General features: G+C 67.1%; 9 protein-coding genes. 4 read left to right on the top strand and 5 right to left on the bottom strand.

Annotation, left to right across the window (positions count from 1 at the left end; translation table 11 throughout):
• The first annotated feature begins 109 nt into the window (after positions 1 to 109).
• From ASE02_RS10500 to ASE02_RS10490, 3 genes are all read left to right on the top strand, one after another.
• Positions 110 to 1,192, top strand: coding sequence for a Zn-dependent alcohol dehydrogenase (locus ASE02_RS10500; protein ID WP_056733893.1), 1,083 nt, complete (start codon positions 110 to 112; stop codon positions 1,190 to 1,192).
• A gap of 226 nt (positions 1,193 to 1,418) precedes the next feature.
• Positions 1,419 to 1,613, top strand: a complete 195-nt coding sequence (locus ASE02_RS10495) for a hypothetical protein (protein ID WP_056733890.1) — start codon at positions 1,419 to 1,421, stop codon at positions 1,611 to 1,613.
• A gap of 74 nt (positions 1,614 to 1,687) precedes the next feature.
• Positions 1,688 to 1,906: a hypothetical protein gene (locus tag ASE02_RS10490; protein ID WP_056733888.1), complete on the top strand. Its 219-nt coding sequence runs from the start codon at positions 1,688 to 1,690 to the stop codon at positions 1,904 to 1,906.
• A 45-nt stretch (positions 1,907 to 1,951) separates the two neighbouring features.
• Here the strand turns inward: ASE02_RS10490 and ASE02_RS10485 are convergent, their stop codons facing one another.
• The 4 genes from ASE02_RS10485 to ASE02_RS23225 form a co-directional block, all read right to left on the bottom strand.
• Positions 1,952 to 3,181 (bottom strand): TetR/AcrR family transcriptional regulator, encoded by a 1,230-nt coding sequence (locus ASE02_RS10485; RefSeq protein WP_056733886.1) that lies wholly within the window; start codon positions 3,179 to 3,181, stop codon positions 1,952 to 1,954.
• An 81-nt stretch (positions 3,182 to 3,262) separates the two neighbouring features.
• A complete protein-coding gene (locus tag ASE02_RS10480) occupies positions 3,263 to 4,630 on the bottom strand; it encodes a M23 family metallopeptidase (protein WP_056734034.1) in 1,368 nt (455 codons plus the stop codon).
• 166 nt (positions 4,631 to 4,796) lie between these two features.
• Positions 4,797 to 5,156 (bottom strand): arsenate reductase (glutaredoxin), encoded by a 360-nt coding sequence (arsC, locus tag ASE02_RS10475; RefSeq protein WP_056733884.1) that lies wholly within the window; start codon positions 5,154 to 5,156, stop codon positions 4,797 to 4,799.
• 263 nt (positions 5,157 to 5,419) lie between these two features.
• Positions 5,420 to 5,983, bottom strand: a complete 564-nt coding sequence (locus ASE02_RS23225) for a hypothetical protein (protein WP_304438357.1) — start codon at positions 5,981 to 5,983, stop codon at positions 5,420 to 5,422.
• Between the two features lie 803 nt (positions 5,984 to 6,786).
• Between ASE02_RS23225 and ASE02_RS10465 the strand changes: the two genes are divergently transcribed.
• A complete protein-coding gene (locus tag ASE02_RS10465) occupies positions 6,787 to 11,781 on the top strand; it encodes a DUF5801 repeats-in-toxin domain-containing protein (RefSeq protein WP_056733880.1) in 4,995 nt (1,664 codons plus the stop codon).
• Between the two features lie 77 nt (positions 11,782 to 11,858).
• On the opposite strand, the gene ASE02_RS10460 is transcribed toward ASE02_RS10465, so the two are convergent.
• Positions 11,859 to 14,255 (bottom strand): M20/M25/M40 family metallo-hydrolase, encoded by a 2,397-nt coding sequence (locus tag ASE02_RS10460; protein WP_056733878.1) that lies wholly within the window; start codon positions 14,253 to 14,255, stop codon positions 11,859 to 11,861.
• Between the last annotated feature and the right edge of the window lie 64 nt (positions 14,256 to 14,319).

The raw sequence follows: 14,319 nt of genomic DNA, 5'->3' as shown, positions 1-14,319 counted from the left end.
CTTGGCCCCCGCCACCTGAACAGCGATAAGGTTCGGAAGACGAAAGCCGCGGCCATACCGCGACTTCGATAATTCCGCCCCGCGGGGCGCTGTTTGGGGAGTTCGCAATATGAAGGCAGCCGTCCTGCGCGAAGTGGGTAAGCCGCTTCAGATCGAAGACGTGCAGATCAACAAGCCCGGCCCGCGCGAGGTGCTGATCCGCACCAAGGCCGCCGGCCTCTGCCACTCGGACCTGCATTTCATCGAAGGCTCCTATCCGCACCCGCTTCCGGCGGTGCTGGGCCACGAGAGCGCGGGCGTCGTTGAAGCTGTCGGCTCCGAGGTCCGCACCGTGAAGGTGGGCGACCACGTCATCACCTGCCTGTCGGCCTATTGCGGCCACTGCGAATCCTGCCTCACCGGCCACCTGTCGCTCTGCGTGTCGCCCGAGACCAAGCGCGACGCCACCGATGAGCCGCGCCTGATGCAGAACGGCGCTGGCCTGCCGCAATTTCTGAACCTGTCGTCCTTCGCCGAGCAGATGCTGATCCACGAGCATGCCTGCGTCGCGATCCGCAAGGACATGCCGCTCGACCGCGCCGCCCTGATCGGCTGCTCGGTGATGACCGGCGTCGGCGCGGCGATCCACACCTCGAGCGTGCGTCCCGGCGAGACCGTGGCGGTGATCGGCTGCGGCGGCGTCGGCCTGGCGGCGATCAACGGCGCGGCGATCGCCGGCGCTGGCCGGATCATCGCCATCGACATGGTCGCCTCGAAGGGCAACCTCGCCCATCAGTTCGGCGCCACCGACTTCATCGACGCTTCCCAGACCGACGCGGTCAAGGAAGTGATCGAGATGACCAAGGGCGGCGTGCACCACTCGTTCGAAGCCATCGGCCTGGCCAAGACCGCCGAGCAGGCGTTCGGCATGCTGCGTCGTGGCGGCACCGCCAACGTCATCGGCATGATCCCGATCGGTCAGATGATCAGCCTGCCGGGCTTCGCCCTGCTGGGCGAGAAGCGCATCCAGGGCTCGATGATGGGCTCCAACCGCTTCCCGGTCGATATGCCGCGCCTCGTGGACATGTACATGAACGGCAAGCTGAAGCTGGACGAGATGATCTCCCAGCGTATCCGCCTCGATCAAGTCAACGAAGGCTTCGCTGAGATGAAGCGGGGCGAGCTGGCCCGCTCGGTCATCGTCTTCGACTGATTTCATCGTCATTGATGACCTGAAAGGCCCCCTCGCCGAGGGGGCCTTTTTTGTATGGCGAAGCTCAAACAGAGCTGCATGCGGGGGCGTCGAACGGGGCGCTGGAGGACCGCGGGCCGGCGCGCGGCCGCTTCAACTATTTGTAAGGCGCTGGCCGTGCGGCGGTGAGGTGAGAGCGCAAATCTGACGGCTCGGCGAACCTCTCCGCCGTCATGGAGCAATCTCAATGAAGCTAGCCATTCTCGCCGCCGGAACCCTGGCGGTCTCGACCCTGATCGCCGGCGGCGCCTTCGCCGCCCCCGCCAGTTCGACGAGCGTCGCCCCCGCGGCCGCCTCCAGCACCCACAAGGCCCCGGTCAAGAAACATCATCGACATCACCGGGCCGCTCCGGCCGCGGCCAGCACGACGACCACCAAGTAGCAGAGCCATTCGGCGGCGCCCGGGTCGTCCTCGGTCGCCGCCTATCCACGCGGGGCGTGGATCGGAGAACCAATATGTCCAGCAAGTTGTCATGGGTGACGGCCTTGGCCTTTACGGCCGCCATCGCCGGCGCCGGCGCGGCGTCCGCCGCGCCTTGTCGCGATGCGAAGGGTCATTTCGCCAAGTGTTCCGCCGTCGCGACCGCGCCGGCCAAGGCCCAGAAGTGTCACGACGCCAAGGGCAAGTTCGTGAAGTGCACGGTCAGCGCCGCGGCGCCGAGCGCCAAGAAGTAAGGGCCTGCTCCCTGGCGCGCGGTGTTCCTCGCGCCAGGCGCAGCGCTATTCGACGAAGAAGCCCAGCAGGGCCGGACGCAGATAGTCCTCCAGCAGCCCCGCCGTGGATTCCGGATTGTTCTTGGGATCGAGCGGCAGCGAGGCGTTGAACACCACCATCACCGCATGGGCGGCCAACAACGGATCGACCGGTCGGATCGAGCCGTCCGCGACCCCGTCCGAGATCATGCCCGCGAACGAGTGGGTGATCTGGTGGAAGCGGGTCAGCATCTGGCGACGCATCGAGCGCGGGACCGCCGCCAGCGCGTGATGGCGTAGCATCCGGCCGCTCTCGCCCGAGGCCTGGTGCATGCCCAGCGACGCCGTCGTCAGCCACAGCCGCACCCAGCCCGGTTCGATGTCCGCCGCGCCGCGCTTGGCCTGGTCGATGATGTCGAAGGTCCGGGCGAAACAGGCCGCGGCCAACTCATCCTTGTCGGCGTTGTGGTGGTAGAACGAGCCCTTGGTGACCTTGAGCTCGGCCGAGATCTTGTCGACCGAGGCGCCGCGATAGCCCTCGCGGTTGATCAGCTTGGTGGCGGCGACCAGGAACCGGTCGCGGGTCACCTCATCGTTCAGCGCGTCCGGCGATCCCAGGGTCATCAGCGGCAGGTCGGGCCAGGCCTGGCCCTTGGCGGCCAGACCGCCGGTCATTACGTCGACAACCCGGGCGGCGACGCGCCGATAGTCGTCGGGTTCATAGGCGTCGAGCCAGGCGTCCGACCAGGTCAGCTGGTTCACCACCAGCCGCGCCAGGGCCTGGCGGCGCGGCGGCGTCATCCAGGGCATGTCGGGCGATTTGAACAGCCGGCCGATGCGGACATAGAGCGTCTGGAACGACTCGATCAGCGCCTCGGACTGATCACCCTCGACCAGATAGATCTCGCTGAACGGGGCCAGCGGGATCTCCTCGCCGGCGGCGATGCGGCGGCGGGTCTCGAAATAGCCGGCGACGAAGATGCGCAGCCGATCGGGCGGCGAGGCCTCTTCCTCGGCCTGGGTCAGCATCTCGCCGAACCGCCGTATGGTGTCGTGCAACACCGCGGCCGCCAGGTCTTCCTTGCGCTTGAAGTAGTAGGTCAGGCTGACCGGATGCAGGTCCATCCGCTTGGCGACGGCCGCCAGGGTGAACCCGCTCATCCCTTGATCCACGAACACCTTGATGGCGGCGGCCATGATCGCGTCTCGCTTGGCGACATAGCGCGCGCGAGGCTTGGGTTGGACGGCTGCGGTCACGACGACTCTCCGCGCGAAACTGGCTTGAGCGGGACATTAGTCCGCCTGCGGCCCGGTTGAAAGTTCACGCGCGTAGGCGGCTTAGCGGCGCAGGCCCGCGACCTTGACGGCGTTGGCCTCGGTCGCCGCGAGCTTGCGGGTCTCGCCGGCGTCGTCGGCTTCGCCCTGGACCATGCGGTCGATGCGGGCCTTCTGCGCGCGGAAGGCGGCCAACTCGGCGCCGGCCAGGACCGTGCCCTGGGGCACCTTCGCGCCGACCGGGTTCACGCGCTTGCCGTGCTGCCAGATTTCATAGTGCAGGTGGGGGCCGGTGGAGGCGCCGGTGGAGCCCACATAGGCGATCACCTGGCCCTGGGTGATCCGCATGCCTGGCTTGATGCCTTTGCCATAGCGCGACAGGTGGGCGTAGCCGGTCTCGAAGCCGCCCGAATGGCGGATGCGCAGCCAGTTGCCGTAGCCGCCCCAGCGCCGAGCCTCGACCACCACGCCGTCGCCGGCGGCGACGACCGGCGTGCCGGAGCCCGCGCCGAAGTCGATACCCTGGTGCATGCGGTTGAAGCCCAGGATCGGATGGCGACGCATGCCGAACCGGCTGGTCATCCGCGCGCCGTCGACCGGGGTGCGCAGCAGGAAGCCTTTGATGTTCTTGCCGCTCTCGTCGAAGTACTGGACCTCGCCGTTCGTGCGTTCGAAGCGGTAGAACTGGATGCCCTTGATGGCGGCGTATTCCAGGTCGCCGGTCTCGATGGTCTTGCCGCTCTCGGTGATCTTACGGTCGAAGACCATGGTGAAGTCGTCGCCGGGCTTCAGGTCGCGGTCGAAGTCCACCTTGTGGGCGAACAGCTTGACCATGTTCACGACCATCGACGAATTGGCGCCCAGCCGGGCGGCGCTCTCATAGAGCGAGCCGGTGATCTCGCCGCGCGCCACGGTCTGCTCGTCGCGGATCTTTTCTTCCATTTCGCGCAGGCGCATGGCGCCGTCGAAGGTGCGCGACAAGGTGATGGAGTTGGCCGGACCGGTGCGCATCGACAGGCCGATCAGCCGGGCCGGGCCACGCTCGCCGCGCGGACGGGCGACGGCGGCGTCGAACGCCAGGCCGGCCTTGATGTGAACGGTGTCCATGGCCTCGCCCAGGGTGGCGACCGCCTGGCGGGCCTCGTCGCGCGGCACGCCGGCGCGCTGGACGGCGGATTCAAGGGTTTCGCCGGGCAGCACCTTGACCGGCACGCTCTCGGGGCGGGCGAAGCCGGGCTGGGCCTCGGATTGGGTGAAGGCGGCGTGTTGCAGGGCCGCGATCTCGGCGGCGCCGAGCGGCGGCTTGGCCGGGGCGATGGTCTCGGTGGTGGTCAGCTTGAAGCCGACCGCAATGGCCGCGAGGCTGGCGGCGCCCAGCAGCAGGCGCGGAACGAGCCGAAGTGTCGGACGTCGCGGATCGAACTCTTGCATCATGCCCCCGTACTCGCGATGCCCATGGTCAGGCTTGGCCCGCCAAACTCAAGTGCATCGAAACTGGCTAAACTGCCCCGGCGCAGCAAGAAAATGCGGGGCGACTATTGAGCGGTTTGGTTAATCGCAGGTGAGTCTTTTGTGTGACTTACGCGCGTCCGCTTGCTTAGAGCAGACCAAGCACCAGTTCGGCAGGACGGCACAGCGCCGCACCCTTCGGGGTGGAGACGATGGGGCGATTCACCAGGATCGGATCGAGGATCATCGCGGCGATGATCGCCTCGTCCGAGGTCGACGGGTCGGTGAGGCCAAGCTCGACGGCCTTGGTGCCGCGTTCACGCAGGATGTCGCGCGCCTTCACGCCCATCTTGGCGGTGAGCGCCTCAAGCTGGTCGCGGGTCCAGCCGTCCTTCACATATTCCACGACCTGCGGCTCCAAGCCCTTCTCGCGCAGCAGCGCCAGGGTGTTGCGCGACGTCCCGCAGGCGGGGTTGTGATAAATTACGACTTCAGACTTCCCGATCATTTCCGAATTTCTCTTCCGTTCCCAAGAAGCGTTCTTCTCGCCTCAAGGGGCGGTAAGTCGCCTGCGTTTCGCCGACAGAACCGCCACGCCGGCCCGGATGCGGTGGGCGTAGAATAGGGGCTGCGGCGTGTCGAGCGAAGCATGAATTGGCCGGCGCCTGGCCTGCAACGCAAAAGTCCCCCGGCCGCGCCGGGGGACTTGCAGTCGAACACTTTTGGCGGTGGGCCGCAGGATCGTCCCGCGGCCGCCCGCACCTCTTCAGCCTAGACGAAGTCGCTGGGAGCGATGTCCGACAGACTCTTACCGACCAGGACCACCGCGACATCCAGCGTGGCGGGATCGCCGTCGGTGTTGGCGAACACGATGACGTCCGCGCCCACCTCGACCGCTACGAAATCGGCGCCGCCCGCCACCGCCTGGAGGGCCGCGTCCGTCGCCGCCGCGTAGTCAGCGGCCGTAGCTGTGCTGAAGTTTTCGTCAGTGGCGGGCGCGCCGAGCGCCAGGCGATCCTCTCCGGATGTGAAATCGAAGATGTGATCGAGGCCGTCCGCGGTGGCCGCCATGCCCTCGACGCTGAAATCGTCGGCGCCGGCGCCGCCTTCCAGGCTATCGGCCCCGGCGCCCCCGGACAGCGTGTCGTTTCCGTCTCCGCCGCTCAGGCTGTCGGCGCCAAGTCCCCCTTGGAGGCTGTCGGCTTCCGACGTCCCGGGAAGGGTCTGGCCGCCAGGATCGGTGTCGTCGGGATCGACGTGGCCAGGCGGCATGTCGGGGCGCTGGCTGTGCTCGTTATCGATCTGGCCTGGCGGGTCCACACGCCAGCCGCCCATTGCGGTTTTCCCAGCAAACGAGATGTGCTCGCCGCGGTGATTTTCGGGGGTTGTTTCGCTTTCGATCGACTTGATCTTGGCCGCCATAGGTCTGTCCTCCGCTGAATGAACGACCCGGAGTCACTGGGATGGACGTGAAGATTTACGAAAATTAGAGGGTTAAGGGGGTGGCCGGCGGCGTCCCCTTTGATCGACCGCCGAACGACGTCACGAAAGGGATCGCGAGGTCCTTTTCCGACCGCCAGTTGGGCTTGTGCACCTCGAACTGGGATGGGCCGACCTTCTTCACGCCGTCGGGACTAGCTTCGCGAGGCCAGGCTTAACCTGCCGAATCCTGAAGTCTCTACCTAGAGTAGGATCAGTAAATGGCGGTGCAGTTTGGTTAATGGAACGTTGATATTTTAACTTGACCAATTGAGAACTTGGCATAGTTTGCCGGCGTGGCTTTCGGGATTCACCCTCTTTTGACGGGTGTAGTTAGATATGCTTATCACCTCAGGTGGCAAGCGTCGTGGGCTGTCATGTTCTCCCCATCCGCTGCTTCCCTGTGTGGTGCTGCTTTAGGAGATGCGGGAGGAGGGTGATCAGATGTTCCGTTTTTCAGGAAGCTGCGTCGCAACTCGGCCCTCGCATGCTCAGTCGCAACTCAATCGTTTGAGACCCTAGCGCCTCGGGCGGCCCTTAGGGCCGCGCCCGGGCGCACGCTCGCCACAGCATCGCCGTTGAAGTCACGCCTCGCGCCCTGCGCGTGAGACGCGTGCGGTTTTTAATCAGGTCGGGGGATCTTTGGACGGAGAGGCGTCATGCCCACGAACAACGAAACCTTGATCAGCGTCACCGGTCAGGTCACGCACGACGAGACCAACGGCCTGCAAACGACGGGCATCGCCTCCGCCTTCGAGGACAACAACGATCAGGACGTCTTGAACCTGAGCGCCCTCAACGCGGCCGCGCCTGCGCTCTATACTCGGCTGTTCTCCGCAGGTGGCCTGAACCTGACGCCGCCGCCAACGCCGCCGAGCAGCCAGAACGGCGAAGGACAGGCTGTCGCCCAAGTGATCACCGTCACCAACGGGGCGGGCCTGAACGACTTGAAGTTCACCGACGCCAGCGGCAATCCGCTCAACGGGTTGGGGAGCGGCCTGACCACCATCGATGGGCAGGCGATCTCGCTCTACACCGACCTCAACAACAACATCGTGCTCGGCAAGTATGACAGCGACGCCAACGGCTCCAACGACGCCGTGGCCTTCGCCCTGGTTCTCGAGGAACTGAAGAATGCGAGCAACGTGGTCACCGGCGGAAAGATCTGGGTCGTCCAGTTCACGCCCCTTGATCACGGCGCCAACGCCAGCGCCGACAACGTGGTGGACCTGACCAACAAGCTGTACGTCACCGGCGCTCAGGAGCTGTTGTTCGAGAATTTCGACGATGCGCCGGCCAACCAGAACGCCTGGACCGCGGTCGATAACAATCCCGCGTCGACGGCCGACATCCAACTGCTGATCACCGGCCTGAACCTCACCCCGCAGAACGTGAGCAACGACAAGTACGGCGACTCGGTGAACACCCGGGCCACCAGCCTCGGCAGCAACAATCAGGCGGTCAATAACGGCGAGGCCCTGCGCTTCGATACGGTCATCGGCATCACGGTGCCGATCGGCAACACCGCCGCCGACTTCACGCAATCCATCCAGTACGGGGACCATGTCGAGGTCACGGGCCTGGGCGTCCAGATCGTGCAGACCTCGCCCCCAGGTCCGCAGACCGTGCAGGTCTCGATCTTCGACGTGGCCGCCGACACGGCCCAGGGCAACGCCTTCGTCAATGGGCTGGAGACGGTGGCTGGCGGCGATCCCAACAACCTGCGCACCAACATCGCCTCGGTCGAGATCCGCAATGCGGCCAACCAGACGGTCGAGTGGCGGGCGATCGACGGGACCCTGCTCGGCGGCACTGACACCAACATCGCCTTCGCCTTCGCGACCAGCGCCGACGGCGCCGACGGCCCCGCGGCCGGGACCGAGAAGAACCAGGCGACCGTGACCAACCTCACCGTCGGCATGCAGATCATTGTCCGCAGCGCGGCCGGCGAGGTGTTCGACCGCATGGTCGTCAAGAATGTCGGCGACGGCTCCTTCGATCTCGGCGGCGTGCGCATTCTCGACGCCTTCACCGATACCGACGAGGTCGGCTCGCAGGTCAACTTCGAGGACGACGGCCCGACCGTCGCCCTGGCGCTGAACGGCACGCCGTCGATCACGGTGGACGAGACCTTCCTCAACGTCTCGGCGGCTGATGCGGCCAACAGCTTCTCGCCCACCGCGGCGTTCGGCGTGGATGGCGACGGCGGCTCGGCCTATTCGCTGTTGGACCCCGGCGGCGCTAACAGCGGCCTCGTGGACACGCTTAGTGGCCTGCCCGTGAAGCTCGGCCTGGACGGCGCCGATGTCGTCGGCTTCCTCGACAAGGACAACAGCACCGGCTTCAACACTGGCGACGACGAGGTGTTCCGGATCAGCATCGACTCGATCACCGGCCAGCTCACCCTGAACCAGCTTCGGGCCCTGCAGCACTCCGATACGGCCAACCCCGACGACATCGCGAGCATGACCGCGGGCAAGGTGTTCGCGAACCTGCAAGTCACCGACGGGGATGGCGACACCGCCAACAGCTCGGTCGACATCAGTCAGATCTTCAAGTTCAAGGATGACGGTCCAAGCACCACCATCTCGGCCAACGCCACGCCGTTGTTGCAGACCGACGACACGACCCTGACCACGAACGACAGCGACACCGATCCCTATGTGGCGTCGCCGAATGACGACGGCGGGGCGGACGGTCAGCCCAACTCGACGGTCCTGGCCTACAGCCTCGCGGCTGTTCCGGCCGGCACCGCCACGGGTCTCTTTGACACCCTCGACGGCGGCGCGATCGTGCTTGGCAAGGTCGGCAGCGATCTGGTCGGGTACGTGAACAAGGCCGGCGGCGCCGAGTTCGGCGCGGGAGACCTGGAGGTGTTCCGGGTCAGCATCGACGCCGGCACGGGCCAGGTCACGCTCGATCAAGAACGCGCGATCAAGCATGACGACGGCGCCGAGGACAACAACGACTTCCAGGAAAGCAACGACGCGACCGACGGGGATCCCGATACGGTTCTGCAACAGCTCACCGGGCCATATATCGAGGTCCGGGCGACTGTGACGGACGGCGACGGCGACAGCTTCACCACGCCGGCCTCGCTGGCTAATCTGACGATCAACTTCCTGGACGACGGGCCGACCGCGCCGACCCTGACCCCCGCCGCGGGCGCCAGCGTGACCCACGACGAGACCGAGGGCGTGCAGGCCGACACCGACGTGGCCGGCGCAACCTTGGTGGGCGGCGTCAGCATCGCCTCCCTGTTCAGCTCGGTTCTGCCGCAGACCGGCGACCCTGATGTGTCGGCGAAGGACAACAGCGCCATCGGCTTCGCCCGCTCCGGCGTTCCGCTGGTGACCGCGTCCGGCGGCGGCTTCGGCTCCGACGGCCCGGCCGGCGCCGGGTCTAACTACGCCCTGACGACCAACGGCGGGCTATCTGGCGCGCAGACCACGGACGGCACGAACATCTACGTGTTCGCCCAGGGCGGCCTGATCGTGGGGCGGGTCGGCAACGATCCGGCCGGCGCGGTCGCGTTCGCCGTCGCCGCCAACGGGACGACGGGCGAGGTCTATCTCGCGCAATACCTGTCGCTGAAGCACTCCGACATCAACGTCCACGATGAGAGCACGCTCGAACCCAACGACGTCTTCGGTCTGAGCGCCGGGGCCGTGAACGTCACCGTCACCTACACCGATGGCGACAACGACAAGGCGACCTCGACCCCGGCCGACATCAGCACTCTGGTCCGGTTCCAGGACGATGGCCCCACCATCACGGCGAACACCAACGCCGCGGCGGCGGTGACCCACGACGAGACCCCCGGAGTGCAGGCCGACACCGACGTTGCGGGCACGGCGATCGCCTTTGGCGCGACCCAGATCCAGCAACTGTTCGATACCGAGGTGCCCTCGCAGGGCGATGATCTCAACGTGCCCGGCACGGGCCCGATCGGGTTCGCGCGCAGCGTGAGCGGACTGGTCACCGTGACGGCCGGGAGCGCCGGGGCCGACGGTCCGGCCGCCGCCCAGCTGAGCTACAAGCTGCACACGACGGACTCGACCGACTCCGGCGTGGACACCACTGAAGGGGTGAATATCTTCCTCTTCAACGGCACGGGGGCGGCCCAAGACCTTATCCTGGGCCGCGTCGGCGCCACGGCCGGAGCGGCGGCGACCGGCGTTGTCGCCTTCGCGCTGGCGGCCAACCCGGCGAACGGCGAGGTGTTCCTGACGCAGTACCTGTCATTGGCCCACCCTGATCCAGCCCTGCCCGACGAGCAGATCGCGCTCGCCACCGGCACGGTGTCGATGTCGGTCACCCGAACCGACGGCGATGGCGACACCGCCACGGATTCGAACAATGACATTAGTCTGCAGGTCCGGTTCCAGGACGACGCACCGTCAAACTTCACCCCCGCGGCGATCCTGGTGGCGGACGCCGTCCAGAACCAGCCCGGCGAAGGGGCGACCAAGGACCTGACGAGTTCCGGGGCGACGACCGTGCAGGTCGACCACACCGGCGCCGACGGGTTCGGTTCCCTGACCTTCTCGGGGACCAATGGATCGCAACTTCAGGGCACGATCGGGGCCGGGGCCTTGCAGGCCCTGACGGCCGACGGCCTGCCGATCACCCTGACGGGCTTTGGCACCGGAACCCTGACCGGCGCGACCACCGCCGGCAATGTGTTCACGATCGGGCTTAACGCCGGAACGGACAGCTACACGTTCAACATGCTGGGCCAGATCGACAACGGCGCGCAGAGCATCTCCCTCGACTTCGCCGGCCAGAAGCCGACGGGCTATGAGTGGTTGACGCTCGACCTGCCTGGAAACGATCCCGGCGATGTGGACGGCCCCGACGCCGGGACGACGATCGACCCGGCCGAACGGGATGGCGACTTCCTGTTCACCGGCATCATTCGCACGACGGTCGACGGCCCGATCACGGATGACCCTGGCGCGACCACACGTATCGCGGTGAGTTCGACCGGGATCGGCGTCGCCAGTCAGTCCATCAATCCGCTCGACGGCGTGTTCATCGACTTCGTCGAAGGCGCGCCGCGGACCTTGGACGGCATCGCCCCGATCGGTGACATGACCTATGCCAGCCATGTCACCTACAACAACGCTGGGTTCTCGATCAGCCAGATGAAGCCCAACGTCAACGCGGTGCTGGACGTGCGGGTGAGCGCCTACGACGAAGCCTCGGTCGGCCCGCCGCCGAACAACGGCGAAGCGACGGAGATCATCAACGACCCGACCAAGGCGATCACCCAGATCACGGTCCGCTCGGCCGCCGGTGTCGAGCATGACTTCACGGCCGATGGTTCGTTCAACTTCGCCGGACGAACCGTCAGTGTCGACTTCAGCCCGAGCAACGCACCGGGCGGCGCCGTCAACAACTATGTCGAGATCGACAATCTCGGCGACAATTTCACGGTGCTGATCAGCACGGCGAACGGCTTCGAGCGGATGCTCGTTGAGGACTCCGGCACGGGTAATGAAGGCTTCGACATCTCGGGCATAACGATCGAGCAGTTCAACTCCGGTGATCCGGTCCACTTCGACTTCACGGCCCTGCTCAAGGACGGCGATCTCGACACCGCTATTGGACTTATCGGCGTTACCCTGACGGCGCCGGACGGCATCTTCTGAGTTGACGGTAAACACACTTCCAAACTTAGGGGGCGCGCCAGCGCCCCCTCTTTTTGCCCGAAATCAGCGGTCTGAACCTACCAGGTGAACCTTTTGGTTCCGCCGACGATGGTGGCGTCGGAGGCGTCGAAGGCCATCACGTCGGCCGGCCGCGGGGGTAGGGGCTTGGCGTCCGCCGGCCACCGCTCGGTGACGCTGACATAGCCGATATCGACGGCCCCGGTTGCGGCGGCCCTGAAGCCCAGCACGACGCCTTGCGGCGCGCCGTCCCAATAGATCCGCGTCTCGGCGCCGGGCGCCGAGAGCCCCTCGAGCGGCCGCCCGTTCAGGGTCGCGCCGGTAAGCTGGACGCTTGGCTTGAGGGTGAAGGCGATGGTGCGGGCGCCGGGCGGCGGCGTCACGCGCAGCAGCTGTGATCCATCCGGCTGTTTGGTCAGTGAGAGGGCCGGGCCGGCGGCGGTGATCGGCGCGGCCTTGGCGGCCCAGACCTCGCCCCGCTGGCCGGCGGGCAGGGTGGTCTTCTCGACGGTCGCCCCGTCGGCGGTCAGCATCTGGCGGGTCCAGGGCGAGACCTCGCGCAGGCGGGTGATCCGCCAGGTGCGACCCGCGCCAGCGTCGACGAAATAGGCCGCGTGGGTCGCCTGCGGATAGCGCGCGTCCCAGGGGCTGTCGAAGCGGACGATGGCGGTGACCACGAAGCCCAGCAGGATCAGGCCGAGGGCCGCCATGCGCGCGCCCTTCTCGTTCTCCCCGGCGTGGGCCAGCGGCCAGAGCAGCAGGGCGCCCAGCCAGACGATGACGGCGAGCAGCTCCACCATGTCGAGGCCAAGATAGAGCCCATGCCCGAAGCCGAGCAGCCAGCTCAGCCCCACCGCGCCGAGCGCCGCCAGGACCCCCAGGAAGGGGAGGCTGCGCCTGGACGCCATGCCGGTGAGCGCCGCGCCCAGGCCGGCGATCGCCAGCGGCCAGGCGGCCAGGAAGGCGGTGGTCGGGGCCAGGACCTGCATCGCCAGCGCGGCCAGGAAGCCGGTGAGCAGCACGCCGCTCCACGCCCCGGACGTTGTCGCCGGCCGTCCGAAGCTGATCACCGCCAGGACCGCGCTGGCCGCGCCGACGCCAAGGCCGATGGGGTCCCAGCCGCCGAAGGCCGAGCACGCGGCGCCGGAGCCGAGCGCGATGAGGGCGGTCGGCAGCCTGGTGCGGCCGCGCCCGGCCGCCGAGGCGGCGATGGCCAGCGCGCCGACGCCCAGCAAGGCCAGGGCGATCTCCCAGCGGGTGACCTGGGCCAGCAGGTAGCGCTGCTCCATGAAGCCGAAGTCGACGCCCGTGGCCCGCCGCGCCAGGCGAAGCAGCGTGGCCGACAGGGCGACCAGATAGAGGGTCGCGCCAACGCCCTGGACGAGGTCGAGCCAACGCAGGAGGCCGGCGCGTCTGGCCTGCCAGCCGCCAATGAGCGTCAGCAGGCCAGCGAGCGCCAGGACCGCCCATCCGGCGGCGGGCGGATAGGCCAGCATCTTGCCGGCGAAGGTGTTGGCGTAGACTTGGTTCGGGGACTTGGCGGGCAGGGCGGGCGCGAAGGCGGCCTCGCGCGCCGCCGCCAGGGTTTCTTGGCCAAGATGTTGCAGCGAACCCTTGTCGAGGTTGGCCGGCGTCGAGGTCGGGGAGTGATAGTCGAACTGACGCCCGATGAAGGCGTAGTTCAGGCCGGGAATCCCAGCGTCCTTCGATACCGTGAAGTCGGTGTCGTTGGGCATCTTCTCGTACATGAAGACGGTCAGGGACGAGGCGGTCGGCGAGGTCGCGGTCTTGCGGAACAGGTCGATCGCGCCGCCGTTCTCCGCGCCCGTCTGGAACATCTGGGCCCGGCCGCCGCCGCCGCGCGACTCCATGTTCATCAGGAAGCCGATGCGCTTGGCCATCGGGTGCTGCTCGAAGAAGCCGTAGGCTCCGAGCAGGCCGGCCTCCTCCCCGTCGGTCATCAGCAGGATCACGTCGCGGGCCGGTTGGCCCTGCACCTTCAGTGCGCGGACGATCTCCAGTGCCGCGGCGACTCCGGCGGCGTCGTCGGCCGCGCCGGGCGAGCCGGGGACGCTGTCATAATGGGCCATCAAGGCGAGCGCGGGGGCGGTGCGGTCGCGGCCGGGCAGGACGCCGATCACGTTCTCGACGGCGCCGCCACGGATCGAGACCTCGGCTCCGGTCTTCCGCTGGCGGAAGGCGTCGGTGTGCTGGACCTGCGTCTCCAGCCCCAGAGCGGTCATCCGTTGGACCAGGTAGTCGCGGACCGCGGCGTTGGCCGGCGTGCCGGTCGGGTGCGGCGCCCTGGCGATGACCTCGACGTCGGTCATGGCGCGGGCGGCGGAGAAGCTGGCCTGGGGCGCGGTGACCGGGGCGGGCGGCGGCGTGCGGTCGCCGACCCAGGCCAATGCGAAGGCGATGGCCAGGCAAATGGCCAGCGCGATGGATCTTCCCACGGTGTCGCCTCCCCAGCGATCTGCTGTGGCCGACCCTAACCTGGAATGAGGACAAAAAGAAAAC

This window comes from Phenylobacterium sp. Root700 (genome assembly GCF_001429025.1).
In the GTDB taxonomy this organism is placed as follows: domain Bacteria; phylum Pseudomonadota; class Alphaproteobacteria; order Caulobacterales; family Caulobacteraceae; genus Phenylobacterium.
The sequence above is the reverse complement of the archived record's forward strand: the minus strand, read 5'-3'. Positions and strand labels throughout refer to the sequence as shown.